We start from the raw sequence: 22,017 nt of genomic DNA, 5'->3' as shown, positions 1-22,017 counted from the left end.
TTATTCGTACAGATCCGGATATAATGCTTTTGCAAATGTCATAATTCCATCATAGGTTCTGACACCGCTGCAGTATACCTCGTTCAGGTTTACAGAGAATACTTTGTTGTTCTTAACTGCAGAAAGGCTCGCATATGCAGGGTTATCTGTAATATCAGCGATTGCCTCATCAGCTGTCATAAATCCATCATAGTTGATCATGAATAATACATCCGGATCAGCTGCAATCAGATCCTCTGCACCAACGTTTTCAGAGTTCTCTGCACCAAGCTTCAGCTCTGCACCAAGTGTCTCCGGAATATTTCCGCCAAGTGTCTCTGTTCCATATACACGGAAGGAATCTCCCTCATCCTCAAGAACGGCTACGGATAACGGGTCTGTTCCTTCCACATGCTCTTTTACTTTATCAATCTCACCCTTCATCTGATCAACGATTTCCTCTGCCTTGTCTTCGCAATCAAAGATCTTGCCAAGGTTCAGGATATCCTCATATTCGTCTTCAATTGTACGTGGGAACTCAGAAGCCGGTCCCTTTGCAGAACTGTTCAGGGACATGTATGTATTTACATCTCTCTCCTGCCAGAAGCTTACATCAGAAAGCCAGTCATCACTGAAAGAAGAATACCATGCCGCAATAAAATCAGGCTCCATTGCAACAACTTCCTCTTTGGATGGCTTGGTATCCATATACTGAATCTTGTCAAATTCATCTTTTAAATCCTCACGCACATCACCGTCCAGGCCGCAGGCTGCTACGATCTTATCACCGAGACCAAGTGCCAGAAGCTCTTCTACGTTAGAGTTTGCATAGGCAAATACTTTCTCCGGAGCTTTCTCAAAAGTCATTTCAACTGGCTCATTCTCGTAATTGTAGGTTGTGATCGTTACGGGATAATGGCTGTCTCCATCCTCCGCAAATACAGTTGTTCCCATTCCCAGGCTGAGAATTCCTGCCAGACATAACATTCCTGCTGCTGTTTTCATGTTTTTCATGCTTTTTCTCCTCACTTTTTCTTTTGAATTTCTGTTTTTAAAAGAAAAAAAGTCCGCTTCCATGAAAAGCGGGCATCACAAAAAAACATGATACGAAAGACAGCACTTTACACGGAAGTTTCTTTCTATGAACCAAGCAGGTTTCCTGGCTTACAGCTTAAATCCCCATTCCCTTCTCACATAAAAATGCAATGGATATGAATGTGGCATAACTGAATACAGTGACCGGATCGTTCAGGATTCTCACCTGATTCCCTCTTCTGAAAATAGTATAAATTTTATATATTTTTCAGCACTTGGCACATTTATTCTTTTAAGCATTGCTATTATAACTTGCCTCTTAAATAAAGTAAAGATATTTCTTTAACAATGTTTTTGATTTTGAATATAATATAGGCATCCCCTTACTTACTTATACATCTATTTCCCATACGGTGCCGTGTCTTCAGCAACCATACCCAATTCCGTTTTCGGAGAATAGGTATACACCTTGCTATTCTCAGCGTAATTCTCCATATCATTATTATCTGTCCATAGCTCACACTGTGTCATCACGGTCTGCACTGCATCATCCATTCCTTCCGGCGGATAGCGATGCTTTTTGAGCAACCGCTTAATCATCATACGCATTTTCGCTCTGGCAGAATCCCGTTTCTGCCAATCTATTGTTCTGTTCTTACGCAGTGTATCTGCCAGTTCCTTTGTAATGGCAATCAGTTCTTCGTTTTCATAGAAATCCTTAATGGCCTCCGGCTTTGTCAGCGCATCATAAAATGCCAGTTCATCAGCAGTCAGTCCAAGCTTGTCTCCCTCTTTATGAGCTGTCGCAATCTGTTTTGCCAGATTCAGCAATTCTTCAATAACCTGTTCATTGGTCAACATTCCATTCAAATACGTATTCATAGCACGCTGTATAATTTCACTGAATTTCTGCGATTTTACCACATTTGTATGACGGTAAATCTGCACCTGTTCCGCAATCAGCCTTTTTAACAGCTCTACAGCAAGGTTTTTCTCCTTCATTTTAGAGATTTCCTCAAGGAACTTTGGATCAAAGAGCGAAAATTCCTGATTTATATCTGAGAAAAGGTTAATGACGCCTTCGCTCTGAACACTGGCTTTCAGAAGCTCGTTAATGCGAGCATTCATTTCTGGCAGAGAAATTTTCTTCCCCTCTCCCTGATTCATCAATCTTGTAACAAGCACACGAACGGATTCAAAGAATGCCGCTTCCACACGCAGCTCTTTTTCTACCAGAGAGGAACACAGCGACAATGCTTGCCTGAGCAGCAATGCCTCTTTCAGGAAATTCTCTCGTTCCTGTTCTTTATTCACAGCGACAATAAAGTTGACCGCACCGCTGATTGCCTTGGAACGCTCCAAATCCGTACCTGTCATAAACTTGGAATAATCATAACCGTGGAACAAATCCCGACAGATAGACAGTTTCTCAAGGAACTTCGGATATGCAACCTTGGCAACATCGGTATCACCGTAATTCTTCCTATCGCGAGTAGTGTAGTCATTCATTGCCTGCTTCAATGCAGAAGCAATGCCAACATAATCGACAATCAGACCGCCTTCCTTATCTCCAAATACACGGTTTACTCTGGCAATAGCCTGCATCAGATTATACCCCTGCATCGGCTTGTACACATACATGGTTGCAAGAGATGGCACATCAAATCCTGTAAGCCACATATCCACGACAATGGCAATCTTCAGCGGACTATCATTATCCTTAAACTCCTTTGCCAGCTCATCCTTATGGTGTTTATTGCCGATGATTTTATTCCATTCTTCTGGATCTTTGTTACTACCTGTCATAACAACAGCAACTTTATCCGTCCATCCGGGACGAAGTTGCAAGATACGCTCATATATCTTCATGGCAATAGGGCGTGAGTATGCTACGATCATTGCCTTACCTGTGAGCAGATTCGCACGATAATTTTCATAATGATTCAAAATATCGTCCACAAGGGAGTTGATAGTTTTCTCATTGCCAAGAATGGCTTCCATCTTCCCCAGTTCTTTTTTGCTCCTTTCGATAACCTCTGAATCAGCATTTTTTGCCATAATGTCATATTCTTGGTCAATGAGCTTCAAAGTCTGCTCATCCAGTTTCAGCTTGATAACACGGCTTTCATAATATACCGGACGGGTAGCACCATCCTCAACCGCCTGTGTCATGTCATAAATATCTATGTAGTCACCGAACACTTCACGAGTGTTGCGGTCTTTCATAGAAATCGGCGTTCCGGTGAAGCCAATAAATGTAGCATTCGGCAGTGCATTTCGGATAATGCGGGCAGAACCGATCTTAATTTCGCCTGTTTTCGCATCGACCTTTTCCTTTAGACCGTACTGTCCACGGTGAGCTTCATCTGCCATAACCACAATATTTCTGCGTTCGGAAAGACAATCAAAGGATTCCTCAAATTTTTGCATCGTAGTAAAAATAATACCATTTGCTTTTCTACCGTCCAGAAGTTCTTTCAAATGCGCTCGGCTTTCTGCATGAACAGGCTCCTGACGCAGAAAATCCTTACACTTGGCAAACTGTCCGTATAGTTGATCGTCTAAGTCGTTACGGTCTGTGATAACTACAATGGTCGGACTGTCCAGAGCATCTTGAAGACGATGAGCATAAAATACCATCGACAGCGATTTACCGCTGCCTTGTGTATGCCAGAATACACCACCCTTGCCGTCCGTCTCCGTTGCGTGTTTCGTGGAAAGTACTGCCTTATTGACAGCAAAATACTGGTGATAACCTGCTAATATCTTGAACTGTTTGGTTCCTTCATTGGAGAAACAGATAAAGTTCTTGATAATATCCAGTAAACGTTCTTTTTCAAAAATACCCTCAAAAAATGTATCGAACTGAGCATACTGTGTATTTTCATAGCCGCCGTCCTTCGTTTTCCATTCCATGAAGCGATCTTCGCCAGAAGTGATTGTACCAGCTTTCGATGTCATAAGGTCACTCATAACACAGATACAGTTATAAATAAACATGGAAGGAATCTCATGCATATAGTTGCGAATCTGTGTGTATGCTTCGGATGCATCCGTTTCCTCACGAGAGGGAGATTTCAGTTCCACCAGGACTACCGGCATACCATTCAAAAATAGCAGTACGTCAGGGCGTTTGGTGCTGTTCTCAATAAATGTCCACTGGTTCGCCACAATAAAGGAGTTGTTGTCCGGATTCTTGTAATCAACAAGATATACCAAGCCGGAGCGTTCCTCACCCTTGACAAAATAACGCACTTCTACACCGTGCTGAATGTAATCCATAAAAAGAGCGTTTTTCTGCACAATTTCCGCATTTTCAAAATTTCTCAGCTTATACAAAGCATCGTGAATTGCGTCCTCCGGCATATCCGGATTCAAACGATGCAGTGTTTCGTCTAATTTATCTTCATACAGGGGGCTTTTGAAGTCCCGCTCCAAATCAGGAGCATAGACATGCCGATACCCCATATTCTGAAATAGCTCTATAACAGAATTTTCATAGTCTGCTTCGGTATAAAAGCCAGCCATAGGTTAATCACTCCTTTTTTCGTTACATTTTTCGTGGTAAACAAGAATTTAGCGGCTTAAAGATCGATGTCAGAGACATCAAGCTCGCCGGGCATAAGTTTTGGCAGAAGTGCATCACGAGTATTGGCAAGAATCTTGGATTCTTTTGTGTTTTCCTGCATTGCACTATACATTGGCGAAACTATATTCTCAAACTTTTCTAATGTTTTTTCGTCAGGAATATATAGTTGCATTGCGTTAAGAATATTGGTTGTCATGCTCGGTACAGCAGAGCCAGCATTCAGTGAAGCCAGATCTTTGCTTTTTACAAAATGGTATACAAATTTTGCAATATTAGGACGCAGCATCTCGGTATAGAACATGGTGTCTACCGACCAGAACGCTTCATTGACATACATGACATTGTTAAGAGTTCCTTTACGGGGAATTAGAACAGATTCGCCAGTATAGAGAGGCTTTTCTACATATCGCATTATTCCGCCTGATCCATATACTGGATAGTTTCCGTCAGCCAGTTTTTTATGATCTTTTCCATACTTAACTGAGATTAAGTCAGACAGCTGCCCTGTGCTCCAACTTTCTTGTCGGTGCTCAATAAACATACGGCTGTAAATTGCCTGAGCTTGTTGCTCTAAATTCTTGTTTAACTTCTCATTTGTTTTTCTTTTTTTATCCAAAACTGCAATAATTGATACTATACGGTCTTGTATGCACCGTTCTGGCAAGTCTATCTCTATTTTCGACAAAATGCCTTGATTTAAGGATGCCATTGTCGTTCCATGTGAGCACATGCTTATCATGAAAGCTTTATGCTTAGGCGTAAGAAAATAATATGATAAATATCGTGGATTGATTTTGTTTGTTTTTACTCTTAATCTGATACAATCTGATCCCTGCATCCATCCCGCTTCATTTGCTCCTATGTAGGCATGACGATCAACAGCCCCCTTTCTTCCAAATACAATATCTCCCTCTTTAAGTATGTGCATAGATAACCGTTCAAGTGTCTTCTCACCAACATAATCTACTTTTGTTGTTACAACTGTTGAATATCCTAAATTTTTCACATTTAGAACTGGAGTTCCACTTTCAACATATTCTGCCGCTTTTAGTTGGGTGCCAAATGGTCCTGTTTTTATTTCAATTTCTCCATTCTTAACAAGTTCCTCTAATTCAATAATCACAATACCTTTTCTCCTCTAGCCTATATATTTCTTATGAGCCAACTTAACATTGCTCTGCTTAACCATTGCATACTGTAAGGTCGTATCTATTCTTTTATGTCCCAAGAGTTTCTGTAACTGCTCAATAGGCATTCCTTTGTCAATTGCCATCGTTGCAAGCGTCCTTCGGAACTTATGCGGATGAACTTTGGGAATATCCAGCTGTTTTCCCATTTCACGCAGGCGGGATTCTATGCCGCCGATCTTGATTCTCTCATGCGGAGAACGCAGAGTAACAAACAATGCCGGATTATCATCCATTCTGCTATCAATGTAGTTTTGCAGATGAATCTTCGTCCGAGCATCAAAGTATACAATGCGTTCCTTATCGCCTTTACCGAAAACGACACATTCACGCTCATTAAAATTGATGTCCGCTTTATTCAGCAAAACCATTTCACCGATACGCATTCCGGTAGAGGCCAGCATATCAATCATTGCCAAATCACGAAGTTCTGTGCAGTTGTCGCGCATTTTTTCCAAGTCCTCATCTGTGTAGGTTTCTTTGATGTTGGTTGCCGTTTTCACCTTATGGATGCGGCGAACAGGGCTTTTCAAAATATAGTCCTCATCCTCCAACCAAGAGAAAAAACTGGACAGAATTCTGCGGATATTATCTATCGTCACACGGCTGGACTGGTTCTTGCTCTGATAATCCGTCAGATAGGAACGCAAATCCTCCGTCTGTATATGGCGAATACCTTTATCTGTCGAAGCTACCATCATTTCAATGGTTGTGCGGTAATATTTCAGCGTTTTCTCTGAACAGCCTTCAATTCGTTTTGCCGAAACAAAAGCGTCTATCAGCTTTTGGTTATCGTTCATATCTTTCTTTTCTGTCTGTGCTGTAATTTCACAGCCAAACAGTGTGTTTTCAAGCACTTTTTGCAACTGCTGCATTTGTGCGTTGTCGAGGTGTGGCAGCATTTGCTGCACCACCTCTGAAATAATCTGTTGTTTCATAGGTCATTCTCCTTCAAATTTATTTTCCAGAGAACGACTCAACGGCAGTTCCATTGGCTTTAGCTCCTGCCGTTGGTAGGAGTATTTAGGTTAAACAAGAATTTAGAGCAGCAAGCAGAAGCTCTTTTTCACTCATTATTTGTTGAAAATGCTAATCCAACATGGAAAGATGGTATGCTTTCGGACCTTGGAACTGTTGTTGCAGGTGGAACCCCATCCAAAACAAAGCCAGAATATTACTCCGAGCAAGGCATAGCATGGATCACTCCAAAGGATTTATCTCTTAATAAGTCAAAATTTATCTCTCACGGTGAAATTGATATTTCAGAATTAGGATTTTACAAGAGCAGTGCAACCAAAATGCCAACCGGAACAGTTCTGTTTAGTTCCAGAGCACCTATTGGATACATTGCCATTGCTGCCAATGAAATAACAACTAATCAGGGATTCAAATCGGTAGTTCCAAATGAAAATGTTGGTACATCCTTTATGTATTATCTTCTGAAATTTTTATTGCCGACCATCGAGGGGATGGCTTCGGGTTCAACTTTTAAGGAAATATCAGGTGCAGGTATGAAATCTGTCCCTGTTGTAATTCCTGATAACGAAACTATCGAAAAGTTCAATGCCTTTTGCACTCCAATTTTCCAACAGCAGGAAGTGCTTGAAGCAGAAAACTCACGACTTTCTGATATCAGAGATGCATTGTTACCTATGTTGATGTCTGGCGAATTGGATGTCTCAGACATTAACCTTTAAGTCGCTAAATTCTTGTTTATCTTTTTATTTAACTCAATTTTATCGTCTATCATCCATAGAATACTGGCGATCTTATTCTGTGCATCCAGAGATGGGACTCTTATTGGAATCTCTCCCATAAATTTCGTATTAATAGATGGCATCGTTGCACCGGTAGCAATATTACGAACAAACTGTTTTGTTTTTTCCAATAAAAAGAAATAATACAAATATTCTGGATTCAATTTTTCACAAGGTCGTACTCTAAGGCATCGCCCCGAAAACATCCATCCTTCATATTCTGCACTAACATATGAGCAACGATCAACTGATCCTACGCGGCTGAAAACAATATCTCCTGTTTTCAGTACGTATTTTTCTAGCCTTTCTTTATCCTTGTCTGAAACACAAGGAAGATTTTGTTCTGTAAACTTTCTGCTTCCGAGATGTTCTACTGTAACGATAGGCGTTCCATGAACTACGTAATCCTCCTTGTGTAGTTGGCTACCGAATGGTCCTGTCTGAATTGCTGCAAGTTCAGATAATTTTATTGTATCAAATTTCATACCCAATCGCCCCCAGCTTCTTTCTGATTTCATCCTCCAGTTCATGGGATTTTGCGAACATCTCCGACAACTCAGAAGTCAGACGATTCATTTTATCCTCAAACGGTTCTCCGTCATCTTCCGGTTCTTCAATGCCGACGTATCGTCCAGGAGTCAGAATATAATCCTGCTTTGCAATGTCCACAAGTGTTGCCTCCCTGCAGAATCCCTGAACATCTTCCAATGTGCCATTCTGAAATGCTTCAAAGGTATCTGCAAGTTTCTGAATATCTTCATCTGTAAAATCACGATGTTTACGGTCAACCATATGTCCCATCTTGCGGGCATCAATGAACAGCGTTTTGCCGGGCTGTTTCTTACCTTTTGTAATGAACCACAGAGTAACAGGAATTGTCACGCTATAAAAAAGCTGGGTAGGCATTGCGATAATGCCTTCAATCAGATCATCCTCGATGATTTTCTTTCGGATTTCACCTTCGCCGCTGCTCTGCGTAGACAACGCACCATTCGCCAGTACCAGACCGATTTTCCCATTCGGAGCAAGGTGATGAATCATATGTTGAATCCATGCGTAGTTGGCATTACCTGCAGGCGGCAGACCGTATTTCCAACGCTTGTCTTCTTTCAGTTTTTCCTGTCCCCACGGATGATAATTGAATGGGGGATTAGCGAGAATAAAGTCTGCTTTCAGTGTCGGATGCAAGTCACTTGTAAATGTATCCGCATTGTATGGTCCCAGATCAGCATCAATACCTCGGATTGCCATATTCATTTTCGCCATCTTCCAAGTATCCGGGTTTGCTTCCTGCCCATACACTGAAATTGCTCCACGCTTATGACCATGTGCTTCAATGAACTTTTCACTCTGTACAAACATACCGCCGGAACCGCAGCAGCAATCGTACACTCGGCAGTTATCAAACGGACGCAGAATGGAAACCAGAGTTTTTACCACGCTGGACGGTGTATAAAATTCACCGCCGCCAACACCTTCTTTTTCTGCAAACTGTGCAATACAGTATTCATAAGTACGACCGAGCAAGTCTTCACTTGCAGTCGTATCGCTCATGTCGATGTTATTTGTAAAAATATCTACCACATCACCCAAGATTCGCTTATCTAAGTCTGGACTCGCATAATTCTTCGGCAGTACATTTTTCAGCTTTTTGTTTTCTGCTTCAATGGCTCTCATTGCATTATCAATGATTGTGCCGATTTCCGGTGTGTGTGCCTTGGATGCAATGTTGCTCCAGCGAGCTTCCTCCGGAACGAAAAATACATTGTCCATCTCGTAAGCATCACGGTCATCCTCGAAACCGTCACCTTCTGCTATAAGTTCCTGATACCGTTTATCAAACGCAGCAGAAATGTACCGCAGGAAAATCAATCCAATAATAACCTTTCTATATTCCGCCGCCGGGATATGCCCCCACAATACACAAGCTGCATCCCACAACTGTTTTTCAAAGCCAATGTTGGCATTTGTTTTACCCGCCATTTGTTTTCCTCCATCTATTGATTGATGATTGTTATTTTTATAAATCAGTCGTATTTTCTTCCAGTGCTGATAGTCGGAAGCGTTTCAAATTGGTCAGACTGTGTCTGACTAATTGGGGTATTTTCATAAGCAAGGTAGAATTTTCACATCTACATCAGATTTGTTGAGGAAAATCACTTTCCAAATAAGCCTGTTAAATATATAGAAAGATTTCTTTTCAGCTCTACATTCGTTTCCATCTGTTTATTTATCTTCTTTTCTGCATCTTCAGAAATACCCCATGAATATCCTACTTTTTAGCATCGGGAACTCCCTCTGTCGAACACAGTGTTTGAATTTTTCATGTTAAATTGCTCTCTAAGTAGGACACAAATAATCAAATTTATCATACGCTAAAGTGCAAATAAAATCAATCTGTGTAGCAAAAGATTTTTGCAGTTTACCGCAGAAAACTGAATATCCAAGACAACTTCTACTTTCTGCAGTGTTTCCACCATATCAATCTGCTCCTTATTCAGATATGACCAGATGGTTTTTCTCTTTTCAATACCGTTGACAAGCCTGAACTACTTTGCCGACATTCCAATCTCAATGCGTTTTAGCATATCGCACTCATTGCTTTAAGTCCGGATGTAGGCTCAGTGATTTTTGCAATATTCTGCAAAGTAACTCTGACTTTAAGAGCCAATATTTAATCTTTTTTTAATTCGCATTCTATATAGTAGTCCCAAAAATATCTTAGCAAACCTATCTCAAAGTATTGACAGATTGGTTCGTTCCAAGTAAAATATGTGTAACAGAACCCGCCACGCTTAGTCTTGTTTCGGCAAGAATGCGCAACCCGGCGGGACTTTTTATATCCAGAGGTGAGCCATGTATACATATCCTAAGAATTTTTTATCCATTACACAATTAATTCAGAAACTCAAAGACACTGGAATGACTATCGATTCGAATGACACCGCTGAAATAGCGTTAACAACAATTGGATATTACCGTTTAAAAGGTTATAGTTTTCATCTTATTGATCCTTCCACCAAAAAGTACATAGAAGGAACATCCTTATCAAATATTTTAAGACTGTACCGCTTTGATTCAGAGCTGTCAGACCTGCTGTTTAGCTATTTATCACAAATTGAAGTTGCATTAAAGTCACAACTTGTCAATGCATTCCAGATTACTCACGATGCACTTGTTTTAAATGATCCTTCCGTATTTAAAGATAAAAAAACATTCTGGAAGAATCAGAGCACCATTGCATCTGAAATCAGCCGTTCCAATGATGTTTTTATAGAACATAACTTTGATAATCACGATGGAGCCATTCCTATATGGGCTGCTGTCGAGGTTATGTCTTTCGGCACTATATCAAAAACTATTAAAAATATGAAAACCGGCAGCAACACTGCTTTTTCTGAGCTGATTAAAAATTATAAGTTTAAAAACAGCAATGGACGTGATATCAATCCATCAAAAGATATGTTTACATCCTGGATTCAGGCTGTTTCCATCATGAGAAATATTTGTGCTCACAACAGCCGTATTTATAATCGCAGCATCAGTACAAGACCACAGCTTATTTATTCAGATGTCATCCATCCGCATCCTCGGTACAATGGGCTATATCAGATTATGCTTTCAATGAAATATCTTCGTCCAACCGAAGATTCGTGGACGGCTTTTATAACTGATTTCAAACAGCTTCTGAATAACTATTCTGATGTATGTGATATTCGCAGACTTAATTTCCCATCCGATTGGGAAAGCCACTTTTAATGCAATTCATAGTTTTCAGATATCCGCATATACTATAAATGATAGAACCAATCCAGCCTCTCTTCGATGCTCAAATCGATTGGACATTCAGGAGAGACATTTCGTCTCTCCATTTTTATTTAGTCCTTTTTATAAAATTTGTACTTCTCAGTTTCATTTTTTCTTATATCTTCTTCCCATAGCAGATTATGTAGCTATCGGCATACTTAACCAACGATAGACAACTAGTTACTGTTCACTCCGTTCACAGTAACACGCTTCGCGATGCACAGAAATCATGCTTTGCATGATTTCGCGCCGCAACTCTCGGGTTTTCTGTGAACTTTGTTCACAAAAAACACCTCGCGGAATGTTACCAGTGAACAGTAACAACAACTATTCTTCGTTTTTTACAGCTTAATTTTTCATTTGCCCTTTCTTTCCGTTTATGGTAAATTTTCTCTAGACCATACAAATTGTTGAAATTTTTTGACATACGTTAGGAGGTATATTGATATGAATAAGGAAAACCAAGCCAAAATCATAGAGTTGGTAAAACAAGCCAAGCCCTTGATTCTCCAAGAAATGACCCACGAAAAGGTTACCGAAAAAGGGGCTGCCGATTACGTTACCAACGTAGATGTTGCCGTACAAAATTACCTGAAGGAAGCCCTTGAAAAAGAATTTCCTGAAATCCGGTTGATTGCCGAAGAGAAAGAGAACCTTGGACTGAATTCCCGGAAATCTTACTGGATTCTGGATCCCATTGACGGAACCACCAATTTAATCCGGGATTATCATTTAAGCGCAGTTTCTCTGGGGCTTTATGAAAATGGGGAAATCACTTTCGGAGTGGTCTATAATCCCTTTACAGAGGAACTCTTCTACGGTGCCAAAGGAGAAGGTGCCTATCTGAACGGAACTCCTATCCATGTGTCCAACCAGCCGGAATTCAAAGATGCTGTAGTGTCTTTCGGCTCCTCTCCTTATGAAAAAAACAGGGCAAAGGAACTGTTCCCGGTATTTTACAATATTTTTATGAACTGTGCAGATTTCAGGCGCACCGGCTCTGCTGCCCTTGACCTTTGCTATGTAGCCTGCGGCAGACAGCACGCTTATCTGGAACAAAATCTGAAGCCCTGGGATTACAGCGGGGCTACCGTTATTTTAAGAGAAGCTGGCGGTGTCATCACGGACTGGGAAAATAAAGAGCCACCTTATCTTGAGAATTCGGATATACTGGCCTGTGTACCCCAGTTCCGGGAAATTTTGCGACGCCTAATATAAAACAGGTCTGGCATGTAAAGCGGACATTCCAGGTCCGCTTCGCTACTTGCTTATCTGCGTTCAAATGCTTTGCAAATGCAAAAAAATAACCTACAGATATCAAAAGACACCAATGCAGATTTTTCCATTTTTCATAAAATCTCATAGATAAATCCAGCGCACATTTGAAAGTGTCTCCAACTGATTTTATGATGCATCTGCATTGATGTCTTTTTTTCCTCAATTTTATTCCGCCGTATACTCCCGTACTCTCAGCGGAATTCCAAGCTTCTCTGCCACTTTACGGCTTTTCTCAACGTTTTCTTCCCCGATACAGTCTACAACCGTGAATTTCACATTTTCTGTATATTTTTTGCAATCCTGCGCAAATTTCAGCATGGCATCAAAGGCTTTCTCGCCGTAAGCCGGGCGTACCACTTCGTTGTAGGACTTGGCATCTGGCATATTTAAACTGATGGAAACAATATCAACTGCCTGACAGACCTCTTTCGCTATAGAGCGCTTATTGATCAGATCTCCAAGACCGTTGGTGTTCAGACGAAGCTTGATTCCCGGACAGGGCTTCCCATCGCGGTCCAAATGTGCCGGATATTTGCTTCTCATATACTCACTGACGGCGATCAGCTTATCCAGCGCCATAGTCGGCTCTCCATAGCCACAGAAAACCGCTTCCTTGTATCCTGAAAAATCAAAAGCATCAATTGCTTTATAAATCTCCTCCATTGTGGGTTCCTTGTCAAACCATAAAGTTTTTGCCTCTCCTACCGAATTCCCATTGTTGCGGATGCAAAAGGTACAGTTGCAAGGACACTTATTTGTCAGATTAAAATATACCTCATCATTATAACAATATACGATATCTGCCATTATTACACTCTCCTTCTCATCTATATTGCGGTTCGCAGACATTACTTTGCGGCACTATAACTTTCTTTTCCGAAATCATTCGCTATCTCAAAGCACCTTGCGTAACATTGCCAGTGGATATTATCCTTTTACAGCAATTGTTATTCTCTTATCAACTTTTACATAATTCCCCAAGATACGCCTCGAAGCAGACTCCGTCATTCCGGTCTGTTCCTTCCTGTACCGTCTGGGCAATTGCCTTGGACAGAAAATTCACCGCCAGTTCTACGCAGTGCATCATGGACATCTCTTTCACCAGACCGGCACTAAGCACCGAGGCAAACAGGTCTCCTGTTCCAGAATAACTGCCGCCTATTTTTGGGGCAAAACACCAGGACAAATGACCATTTTCCACCACAAGGTTTCCCATCTGCGGCAGACTTGTTTCCTTTGAATTTGGTTTTCCTGCCAGATTTTCTGTCTGCTCAGAAGTTCTACTTAACTTCTGAGTTGAAATTACAGATACCTCTTGAAGAACTGCCAAAACATTCCTCTTGGATTCCACGCCTGTAATCACAGCTGCCTGTAAGCCATATTCTTTTTTCAGCTGCTCCCCAATCTTTCCGATCTGTTCCAGCCTTTTCCTTCCATCCAGTTCCAAAAGGCTGGCATATCTTTTTTCCATCCCTTCTTTCCCATATAAAAGAAGCAGAGCTTCCGTAAGATTGGGCGTAATCACATGGGCGTTTCCCACCAGCTGAAGCATCTTTTCCCGCAGACCTTCTGTATAAATTCCATAAGCCCTGCCATTGTCTCCCATAACCGGATCCACCAGCACCATTGTGTTCTCCGTTCGGAATCTTTGAAAAAAATCCAGAATCTTATCTGCCTGTTCTTCGTCAGCCAGAAAGCCCGTATAAATTCCATCAGGGGAAAACTTCCGTTTCTCCCATTCTGTCATGATCTGTTCCATGTGCTCTGTATAATCATCACAGTAATAGGAAGGATAACCAGTCTGGTTGCTGAGTACTGCTGTTGGCAGCGGTACCGCCTGCACACCCATCACCGAGATCACCGGAATTGCCGCTGTCAGGGAACATTTTCCAAGCCCTGACAGATCCTGGATTACCGCTATTTTTTTCAAATATATCACTCCTGATTTTTATTGTAAATTTTTCGTTTATATTATAAAATATCACCTAAGTGTATGTACAGAAATATCCAAATTCAACTTTTTTAGAGGGGACAGTTTTATGTTAGACATTGAAAAAAATCAGAACCGCACTACGCATCTTTATATGGAAGTTTACGAATACTACCGCAAACTGATCCTGGATGGGAAAATGGCCCCCGGAAGCAAAATGCCTTCTCTTCGCAAGTGCTCCCAGGAGCTGAAGCTTTCCCGGACTACTATTGAAACTGCCTATCTTCAGCTTGCCGCAGACGGCTACATTATGGCAAAAGCCCAAAGCGGCTACTATGTCACAGAAATTGCCTCCCACCAGCATATAAACAACCAGCCGGGTACTCACAAAGAAACTCATTACCGCTATGACCTGGCATCTTCAGGTGTGGATAAAGAAAGCTTTCGTTTTGACCTGTGGAGCCGCTACATGAAAAGCGCCCTCCGGCAGAATGAACGCATGCTGACCTACGGCGAACCCCAGGGGGAGGCGGATTTCCGGGAAACTTTGTCAGATTATATCCGTGAGAGGCGAAACATTCTTTGTTCTCCGGATGACATTGTAGTAGGTGCCAGTTTCCAAAGCCTGCTGCAGATTCTCTGTCCTCTTATCCATGAAGTATATCCGGAATTTCACCGGGTATCCTTTCCAACCCCTTCTTTTGTTCACGGAAGCACAGTTTTCGGAGACTATGGATATGAGATCTGTTACCGGGACAAAGACTGTGATGTGGTCTATGTTTCCCCTGCACACATGACAAAGTGGGGCGAGATCATGCCGGTAAAGCGCCGTCTGGAGCTTTTGAAATATGCAGATGAACGCCATCATCTGGTAATCGAAGATGATTTCGAAAACGAATTTGTCTATTTCCAGAAGCCTACCCCCTCCCTTTTCGGACTTTCCGGAGGACAGGGCGTAGTTTACATCGGTTCATTTTCCAGATTGCTGCTGCCTTCTATCCGTATCAGCTTTATGATCCTGCCTCCTGAGCTTCTCAATGCTTATAAAAAGAAAGCCGGATTTTACAACCAGACCGCTTCCAAGGCAGAACAGATTGCCCTGTGTCAATTTATCCGGGACGGTCATCTTGCTGCACAGACCAGAAAGCTGAAACGACTTTATTCTTCCAAATTAAAACAGCTTCGCAGCTCAGTCCGTCAGGTATTTGGCAGTGGCTGTCAGATTCAGGTGGGCGCAGCCGGTACCAGTCTGGCTCTTACTTTGCCTTATGAAAAAAGCGGGGATGAATTAAAAAAACAGGCCTCTGAAAAAAGCCTGCATTTACAAATTTTAAAAGAAAGTGAAAAAGATGTGACGGTACTTATGTCCTGCTCTTCCATGCCAGTACAGGATTTCATCCCGGCCTGCGAACTGCTAAAGTCTGTAGTTTTAGATTAAACGGATATGTCGCCTATTCAGCAACATCACCATATATGAAAGTCAGCTGTTCTGCGCCTATGGCGCTCCCACAGCTGCCGTCCGGGACTTTTATAGTAAAAGCAGCGTATACTTTGCCATTTGCCACAGACAGAGTATACGCTGTTTTTTATCCCCGGTTGTTGTCAATCATATACAGCAGGGCATTACAGATGCACGCTGCGATATTTGATCCGCCCTTACGTCCACGGGCTACAATGTACGGTACATTTGTATGCATGATCAGTTCCTTGGACTGCACCACATTCACAAACCCCACAGGCACACCGATGATCAGCTTGGGATCCAGCTTTTTCTCCTCGATCAGCTCATAAAGCCGAACCAGTGCTGTAGGTGCATTTCCAATAGCAAAGATCAGCTTTTTATCCAATCCGGCCGCCTTGTCCATGCTGGCTGTGGCACGGGTTGAACCATTTTCTTTCGCAATCTTCGCCACATCCTCATCTGACATAAAACAGTAAACCTCACCGCCATACCTTGCAAGAGCGCGCTTGTTGATTCCCGCTTTTGCCATCTGGGTGTCGGTTACAATACAGGCGCCATCTTTAATTGCCTGAATCGCTTTTTCCACTGCGTTTTCGGAAAAGCAAAGATTTTTCGCATAATCGAAATCAGCGCTTGTATGAATACATCTCTTTACCACCAGCTCTGTTCCCGGAATCAGAGGGGTATCGCCAAGCTCCTCTGTGATGATCTCAAAGCTTCTTTTCTCTATGTCCATTGGTTTTACATTTTCCAGTTCTACTTTCATATTTGTACCCCCTCTTCCAGGATTTCATATATCTTCTTCATATCCAGATGTTTCCGGAGCTCTGCTGCCAGAATATCATACTGGGTTTCCTTAAACGCCTGGAAATCCATACCAGTCATTCCAGATACATCCAAACCTTTCTTTTCTCCAATGATCTGTACGATTGCCTCAGCTACTGCCTCTTTATCAAAAACACCATGTACATAGGTTCCGCACACATTGTCAAGATAAGCACCATCCGCCTTTCTCTCTCCGGTTACGCTATCCTGAATACTGGTAGATGGCTTTGCATCTCCTTTCAAGGCAGTCTCACCCATATGGATCTCATATCCTTCCAGAGCAGTATCACTAAGCTTTGCAAACGCACCAGTCAGCTGGCCAAAAGAGCCTTCCACTCTGGTTCTGGTCTTTTTCTTTGCAAAAACGGTATCCATTGGAAGAAGACCCATACCTTTAATCGTTCCGCCAGCTTCCACTCCATGAGGATCGCTTAAAGTCTCGCCCATCATCTGATAGCCGCCGCAGATTCCAAAAATCAGCTTTCCTTTCGCAGCCTCCTTCAGGATCAACGCTTCCAGGCCATTTTCTCTCATCCACAGAAGATCTTCCATTGTATTTTTGGTTCCCGGCAAAATGATCATATCCGGATTTCCAAGCTCTGATGGATTTTTTACATAGCGAAGGGAAACTCCCTGAATACTCTCCAGCGGATTAAAATCTGTGAAATTAGAAATTCTGGGCACTCGGATCACCGCAATGTCAATCATGTCTACTGTCCGTTTTGTCTCAAAACGTTCCGTCAGGCTGTCCTCATCCTCCACCTGAATATTCAGATAAGGAGCTACGCCTACAACCGGAATGCCGCTTCTCTCCTCCAGCATTTCCACCCCAGGATCCAGAATGGTTTTGTCTCCACGGAATTTATTGATGATCAGACCTTTTACCATCTCCTTTTCATCTTCTTCCAGAAGCATGACAGTTCCGATCAGCTGGGCAAAAACACCGCCACGGTCAATATCTCCCACCAGAAGAACCGGAGCCTTTGCCATTTTCGCCATACCCATATTTACGATATCATCACTTTTCAGATTGATTTCCGCCGGACTTCCGGCTCCCTCTATAACAATAATATCATTTTCTGCTGCAAGAGCATTGTAAGCCTTCATAATATCCGGCACCAGTTTTTTCTTATATTTGAAATAATCTCTGGCGCTCATGTTTCCCAGAACCTCACCGTTTACGATCACCTGGGAGCCTACATCGTTTGTAGGCTTTAAAAGAACAGGATTCATCAGAACAGAAGGAGCAATTCCGGCTGCTTCTGCCTGCATCACCTGGGCACGTCCCATTTCCAGACCTTCTTTTGTGATAAAAGAATTCAACGCCATATTCTGGGACTTGAAAGGTGCCACACGGTAACCGTCCTGTTTAAAAATTCTGCAAAGGCCTGCTGCCAGAAGGCTTTTTCCGGCATTGGACATTGTCCCCTGCACCATGATTGCTTTTGCCAAAATGTGTTCCTCCTTTTATAAAATCACATTTTCAACTTTGGTTCTATCTATTTCTTTCTATTTCTTTCTATTTCTTTCAATGCCCTGACAAGCTGCTGATTTTCTTCATGTTCCTTCACCGCAACCCTGTAATATCCTTTGGAAAGTCCGGTATAATTGCTGCAATCGCGTATCAGGATCTTCTTCTGCTCCAGCTTCTCATACAAATCCGCCGGACCTGTAAAAAACACGTAATTCGCCTGAGAAGGATAAACCGGATAGCCAAGCGCCGTCAGTTCTTCTTTCAGATATGCCAGTTCCTGAAAGGTCACCTGTCTTCCCTTTTCTACATATTCTCTTTCCTGCAAAGCCGCCAGACCTGCTGCCTGTGCCATGGAAGAGACATTCCAGGGCTGACATACACCTTCTATTTTTTCCAGAAGTCCTTTATTTCCGCAAAGACCATAGCCAAGTCTCACACCTGCCATAGCATAGCGCTTTGTAAAAGCTTTCAGAAGAAACAGATTGTCATAGGTTTCCAGATATTCTTTTAGCGTATATTTTTCTGGTGATGGAACGAAATCCAGGAAACATTCATCCACCGCCATAAGAATATTAAGCTCCTGACAACGCTTCAGAATTTTTTCCAGCAATGGTTTTTCCACCAGAAGCCCGGTTGGATTATTGGGATTACACAGGAAAATAATGTCAATCTCTTCTGTCAATGCCTGTAAGAAGTTTTCCTCCAGCACAAACCTCTTTTTCCCATCCAGGAGAAAAAACTCTACCTGGCAATCCACACTATATAATGCCTGCTGGTATTCTGCAAAAGTCGGAGCCGGCACCAGAGCCCGTCTTGGATTCACCGCCCGGCAAAGGGAAAAGATCACCTCTGCAGCGCCGTTTCCGCAGATCACCTGATCCGGCTTCGTATTCTCATATTCTGCAATGGCTTTTTTTAAGGGAGTGCAGCCTACCTGGGGGTAGTCATTTATATGCTCCAGACTTTCAATGATCGCTTTTTTGATTCCCTCCGGGGTACCAAGAGGATTGCAGTTTGCTGAAAAGTCAATGCACCCCTGATGATGATACACATCACCGCCATGTATGTGTTTTTCCATTGTTGTCTCCATTCAAGTAATTGCACGCTCTAGATGTGCATCACAATTTTAAAACATACTTTAATCTTTTATTTGTTGCTGTTTTTTCAGCAAAATCCGCTATAACACAGTTTTCAGAAGAACACTCAGCCCGAAGAATAAAATTGCTCCCACAATACAGGTTGCATAAAGCAGTTTATTCGCTCTTGGAATATCCTCGATTTCAACCGGGCGGATCGGATCCCCGATCGTCGGTTTTTCATATAGCTTACCAAAATAATAAGCATTTCCTGCCAGCTGAACATCCAGTGCTCCTGCCATAGCCGCTTCTGTCTGGGCAGAATTGGGGCTTGCATGATTACGGCGGTCTCTTCTGTATATTTTCACTGCATTTTTGGTATCCATTCCAACAAATATTGTGGACAATGCCATCAGCCAGCCGGAAATTCTGGCTGGAATATAATTCGCCACATCGTCAAGTCTGGCTGCACATCTTCCAAAATGCAGATATTTATCGTTTTTATATCCAAGCATAGAATCCATAGTGTTGATGCCCTTGTACAAAAACATCAGGGGAATTCCACCGATTGCCATATAAAACATAGGGGCAATAATTCCGTCAGAGGAATTTTCCGCAACCGTTTCCACAGCTGCCTTCGTCACTCCGATTTCTGAAAGTGCCTGTGTATCACGTCCCACGATCATGGAAACGGCATAACGCGCTTCCTCAATGGTTCCGTTTTTCAGGCGGTCATATACTTTCATACTTTCCACTTTCAATGATTTTGTTGCAAGCAGCTGTCCGCACCAGAAAGTCTCTAGTGCAAAGCCCAACCAGAAATTCCATTTATAAAACAGATGGATTACAACGTAAGGAATAAAAAAGGTAATAAAACAGACAAGGACAACTTCCAGAATGCCTCCTGCCCGCTCACCCTTATCTGTTTTCGGAAACACCTTTCGTATTCCTTTTTCCAGTATGCTGATCAGATTTCCTATAAGACATACCGGATGATATAGCCATCTTGGATCTCCCATAAGCAGGTCAAGAATAAAACCTGCCGGAAGAGTTAATAATCGTATCATTTTTGTAACTCCTTATACTCCAGACACTTTTTTAAAAATGCCTGTGGGATTTTCGGATTTGCGTAATAATATAAATGAGGAAAGCCAGCTAACAAATGATCAGAACCTTGCATGCAGTCCCACCCGCGTTTGCTTTCCGGTTTGGAAGCATGAAATGCAGTTCCACAATTATCCGAATCAAAATAATGAAATTCATGGGCCGGACTTACTCCAAGATCTGACTCCCCAAGAATTACAGTTTCCTGTTTTCCATGGGAAATCCCCTGATTCTGCTTCAAAGTAATATAGCCAAACCGGGTCAGTCTGGGTGTGCGCCATACCTTACCCGGAATAATGCCTGCCATTTCATAGAATTTCCCATCCATTCCCTCCATGCTTTCGTGGAGATACATGAACCCACCGCATTCTGCAAGACAGGGCATTCCATCCTTTATGGCTGCCGCAATTTCCTGCCGCATGGAAAGATTCTCCTCCAATGCTTTTCCATTTAATTCCGGATATCCACCATAGAGAAGAAGTCCGTCCAGATTATCTGGTAAATGTCCGTCATGTACAGGCGAAAAAGCCACCAACTCGGCACCCATGGAACGAAGAAGATCCAGATTATCCTCATAAAAGAAGCAGAATGCCTCATCTTTCGCAAGACCGATCCGAAGCTTCTTTGGGCTTTTCCAGGTATACACCTGACTCATTTCAGTCAATGCATCCACTTCTCTTTTCACCTTTTCAGCTATTGCACTGGTTCCAGCTGGCTGACATAGGGATCTCTCATCTGTCTTTTCCAACAATGGATATTCCAACACTGGTGCCTCATTGGCCAGTTTTAATATCTCTTCTATTTCCAGACTGTTCTCCAGCACTTCTGCCAGCTTCAAAAGCCGTCCCTTCAGTTCCGGGATTTCTTCTGGCAAAATCAGTCCCAGGTGTCGGCTCTCGATCACACAATCTTCCACCCTTGGCACATAGCCCAGTACTTTGATGCCAAGCTCCTCTTCCACCAGTTTCTTCATTCTGGGATAGAGCATAGGGGACATCTGGTTAAAAATCACGCCTTTTATGCGGCTGTCTTTTTTGTATTCCAGAAAGCCTTTTATGTAGGCAGCAAGAGAGACACTCATTCCCTTGCTGTTCACGATCAGAATAACCGGCGTATCCGTAACTCGCGCCAGATCATAAGCACTTGCCAAAGTAGTGGTTCCTGCCACTCCATCGTAAAAACCCATAACGCCTTCCATCACTGCAATTTCACAGTCAGCACTGTTTTTTGCAAGAAGAGATCGGGTAATATCCTCTCCTGTAAAAAAAGTGTCCAGATTTCGGGATTTTGTACCAATTACCTGGGTATGGAACATGGGATCAATATAATCCGGTCCGCATTTAAAGGAGACTGTCTTTATCCCTCTGTTTACCAGTACCTGCAGCAGACCACAGGTGAGAAGTGTTTTTCCGCTTCCGCTGGCTCCTGCTGCAAGCAAGATCCTGGGTATTCTTTTTTTCATGATAGTCCTCCTCTTCTTTCCGCGCCAACAGCCTTTTTCTGCACTCTTAAGA

General features: G+C 42.4%; 17 protein-coding genes and 1 riboswitch. Of the genes, 4 read left to right on the top strand and 13 right to left on the bottom strand.

Annotated features, from left to right (window positions below; all coding sequences use genetic code 11):
• From AB5618_RS12855 to xerA, 4 genes are all read right to left on the bottom strand, one after another.
• Positions 1–993: an ABC transporter substrate-binding protein gene (locus AB5618_RS12855; RefSeq protein WP_368366819.1), complete on the bottom strand. Its 993-nt coding sequence runs from the start codon at positions 991–993 to the stop codon at positions 1–3.
• Between the two features lie 117 nt (positions 994–1,110).
• A riboswitch (cobalamin riboswitch) is annotated at positions 1,111–1,308 on the bottom strand.
• 105 nt (positions 1,309–1,413) lie between these two features.
• Positions 1,414–4,542: a type I restriction endonuclease subunit R gene (locus AB5618_RS12850; protein ID WP_195409288.1), complete on the bottom strand. Its 3,129-nt coding sequence runs from the start codon at positions 4,540–4,542 to the stop codon at positions 1,414–1,416.
• Positions 4,543–4,598: 56 nt separating this feature from the next.
• The gene (locus AB5618_RS12845; RefSeq protein WP_173716566.1) at positions 4,599–5,726 is read right to left on the bottom strand and encodes a restriction endonuclease subunit S; all 1,128 of its coding nucleotides are present in this window, start codon (positions 5,724–5,726) and stop codon (positions 4,599–4,601) included.
• A gap of 15 nt (positions 5,727–5,741) precedes the next feature.
• Entirely contained in the window at positions 5,742–6,728 is a 987-nt protein-coding gene (gene xerA, locus AB5618_RS12840; RefSeq protein ID WP_148462853.1) for a site-specific tyrosine recombinase/integron integrase, read from the bottom strand.
• A 72-nt stretch (positions 6,729–6,800) separates the two neighbouring features.
• Between xerA and AB5618_RS12835 the strand changes: the two genes are divergently transcribed.
• On the top strand, positions 6,801–7,487 hold the full coding sequence (locus AB5618_RS12835) for a restriction endonuclease subunit S (RefSeq protein ID WP_173716567.1): 687 nt from the start codon (positions 6,801–6,803) through the stop codon (positions 7,485–7,487).
• On the opposite strand, the gene AB5618_RS12830 is transcribed toward AB5618_RS12835, so the two are convergent.
• On the bottom strand, positions 7,484–8,032 hold the full coding sequence (locus tag AB5618_RS12830; protein ID WP_368366818.1) for a restriction endonuclease subunit S: 549 nt from the start codon (positions 8,030–8,032) through the stop codon (positions 7,484–7,486). The genes AB5618_RS12835 and AB5618_RS12830 overlap by 4 nt on opposite strands.
• A complete protein-coding gene (locus tag AB5618_RS12825; protein ID WP_270431542.1) occupies positions 8,022–9,530 on the bottom strand; it encodes a class I SAM-dependent DNA methyltransferase in 1,509 nt (502 codons plus the stop codon). The genes AB5618_RS12830 and AB5618_RS12825 overlap by 11 nt, the downstream gene beginning before the upstream one ends.
• 873 nt (positions 9,531–10,403) lie before the next feature.
• Between AB5618_RS12825 and AB5618_RS12820 the strand changes: the two genes are divergently transcribed.
• Both AB5618_RS12820 and AB5618_RS12815 read left to right on the top strand, forming a co-directional pair.
• Entirely contained in the window at positions 10,404–11,306 is a 903-nt protein-coding gene (locus AB5618_RS12820; protein WP_195699730.1) for an Abi family protein, read from the top strand.
• A gap of 495 nt (positions 11,307–11,801) precedes the next feature.
• Complete coding sequence (locus AB5618_RS12815; protein ID WP_368366817.1) at positions 11,802–12,572, top strand: inositol monophosphatase; 771 nt, start codon at positions 11,802–11,804, stop codon at positions 12,570–12,572.
• A 225-nt stretch (positions 12,573–12,797) separates the two neighbouring features.
• Here AB5618_RS12815 and AB5618_RS12810 read toward each other — a convergent pair whose 3' ends face one another.
• Both AB5618_RS12810 and AB5618_RS12805 read right to left on the bottom strand, forming a co-directional pair.
• Positions 12,798–13,439: a TIGR04100 family radical SAM protein gene (locus AB5618_RS12810; protein ID WP_173718114.1), complete on the bottom strand. Its 642-nt coding sequence runs from the start codon at positions 13,437–13,439 to the stop codon at positions 12,798–12,800.
• Between the two features lie 151 nt (positions 13,440–13,590).
• On the bottom strand, positions 13,591–14,562 hold the full coding sequence (locus AB5618_RS12805; protein ID WP_368366816.1) for a bifunctional hydroxymethylpyrimidine kinase/phosphomethylpyrimidine kinase: 972 nt from the start codon (positions 14,560–14,562) through the stop codon (positions 13,591–13,593).
• A gap of 109 nt (positions 14,563–14,671) precedes the next feature.
• Here AB5618_RS12805 and AB5618_RS12800 point away from each other — a divergent pair, with 109 nt between their 5' ends.
• Positions 14,672–16,000, top strand: a complete 1,329-nt coding sequence (locus tag AB5618_RS12800; RefSeq protein ID WP_227200782.1) for a PLP-dependent aminotransferase family protein — start codon at positions 14,672–14,674, stop codon at positions 15,998–16,000.
• 148 nt (positions 16,001–16,148) lie between these two features.
• Here the strand turns inward: AB5618_RS12800 and AB5618_RS12795 are convergent, their stop codons facing one another.
• The 5 genes from AB5618_RS12795 to AB5618_RS12775 all read right to left on the bottom strand — a co-directional run bounded on the left by AB5618_RS12795 (position 16,149) and on the right by AB5618_RS12775 (position 21,965).
• Positions 16,149–16,790, bottom strand: a complete 642-nt coding sequence (locus tag AB5618_RS12795) for a precorrin-8X methylmutase (protein ID WP_195478507.1) — start codon at positions 16,788–16,790, stop codon at positions 16,149–16,151.
• Positions 16,787–18,301: a cobyric acid synthase gene (locus AB5618_RS12790; RefSeq protein WP_173716576.1), complete on the bottom strand. Its 1,515-nt coding sequence runs from the start codon at positions 18,299–18,301 to the stop codon at positions 16,787–16,789. The genes AB5618_RS12795 and AB5618_RS12790 overlap by 4 nt, the downstream gene beginning before the upstream one ends.
• 47 nt (positions 18,302–18,348) lie before the next feature.
• Positions 18,349–19,401: a histidinol-phosphate transaminase gene (locus AB5618_RS12785; RefSeq protein ID WP_368366815.1), complete on the bottom strand. Its 1,053-nt coding sequence runs from the start codon at positions 19,399–19,401 to the stop codon at positions 18,349–18,351.
• A gap of 99 nt (positions 19,402–19,500) precedes the next feature.
• Positions 19,501–20,466, bottom strand: a complete 966-nt coding sequence (cbiB, locus tag AB5618_RS12780) for an adenosylcobinamide-phosphate synthase CbiB (protein WP_368366814.1) — start codon at positions 20,464–20,466, stop codon at positions 19,501–19,503.
• Positions 20,463–21,965 carry a cobyrinate a,c-diamide synthase gene (locus tag AB5618_RS12775; RefSeq protein ID WP_368366813.1) on the bottom strand — a complete coding sequence of 501 codons (1,503 nt, stop codon included), beginning with the start codon at positions 21,963–21,965 and terminating at the stop codon, positions 20,463–20,465. Before AB5618_RS12775 ends, cbiB begins: the two co-directional genes overlap by 4 nt.
• Positions 21,966–22,017: the final 52 nt, after the last annotated feature.

Origin of the sequence: Ruminococcus sp. J1101004sp1_RTP21198st1_B9_RTP21198_201120 (genome assembly GCF_040924245.1) — a bacterium.
Classification (GTDB): Bacteria; Bacillota; Clostridia; order Lachnospirales; family Lachnospiraceae; genus Blautia_A; species Blautia_A faecis.
Note: the sequence above shows the minus strand (reverse complement) of the source record. Positions and strands in the feature narration are given on the sequence as shown.

Coding starts and splice junctions, on each gene's coding strand:
- AB5618_RS12850 (WP_195409288.1), bottom strand. CDS start 4,542: ATGGCTGGCTTTTATACCGAAGCAGACTATGAAAATTCTGTTATAGAG.
- AB5618_RS12810 (WP_173718114.1), bottom strand. CDS start 13,439: ATGGCAGATATCGTATATTGTTATAATGATGAGGTATATTTTAATCTG.
- AB5618_RS12795 (WP_195478507.1), bottom strand. CDS start 16,790: ATGAAAGTAGAACTGGAAAATGTAAAACCAATGGACATAGAGAAAAGA.
- AB5618_RS12800 (WP_227200782.1), top strand. CDS start 14,672: ATGTTAGACATTGAAAAAAATCAGAACCGCACTACGCATCTTTATATG.
- AB5618_RS12820 (WP_195699730.1), top strand. CDS start 10,404: ATGTATACATATCCTAAGAATTTTTTATCCATTACACAATTAATTCAG.
- AB5618_RS12785 (WP_368366815.1), bottom strand. CDS start 19,401: ATGGAAAAACACATACATGGCGGTGATGTGTATCATCATCAGGGGTGC.
- AB5618_RS12825 (WP_270431542.1), bottom strand. CDS start 9,530: ATGGCGGGTAAAACAAATGCCAACATTGGCTTTGAAAAACAGTTGTGG.
- AB5618_RS12775 (WP_368366813.1), bottom strand. CDS start 21,965: ATGAAAAAAAGAATACCCAGGATCTTGCTTGCAGCAGGAGCCAGCGGA.
- xerA (WP_148462853.1), bottom strand. CDS start 6,728: ATGAAACAACAGATTATTTCAGAGGTGGTGCAGCAAATGCTGCCACAC.
- AB5618_RS12830 (WP_368366818.1), bottom strand. CDS start 8,032: ATGAAATTTGATACAATAAAATTATCTGAACTTGCAGCAATTCAGACA.
- AB5618_RS12815 (WP_368366817.1), top strand. CDS start 11,802: ATGAATAAGGAAAACCAAGCCAAAATCATAGAGTTGGTAAAACAAGCC.
- AB5618_RS12855 (WP_368366819.1), bottom strand. CDS start 993: ATGAAAAACATGAAAACAGCAGCAGGAATGTTATGTCTGGCAGGAATT.
- cbiB (WP_368366814.1), bottom strand. CDS start 20,466: ATGATACGATTATTAACTCTTCCGGCAGGTTTTATTCTTGACCTGCTT.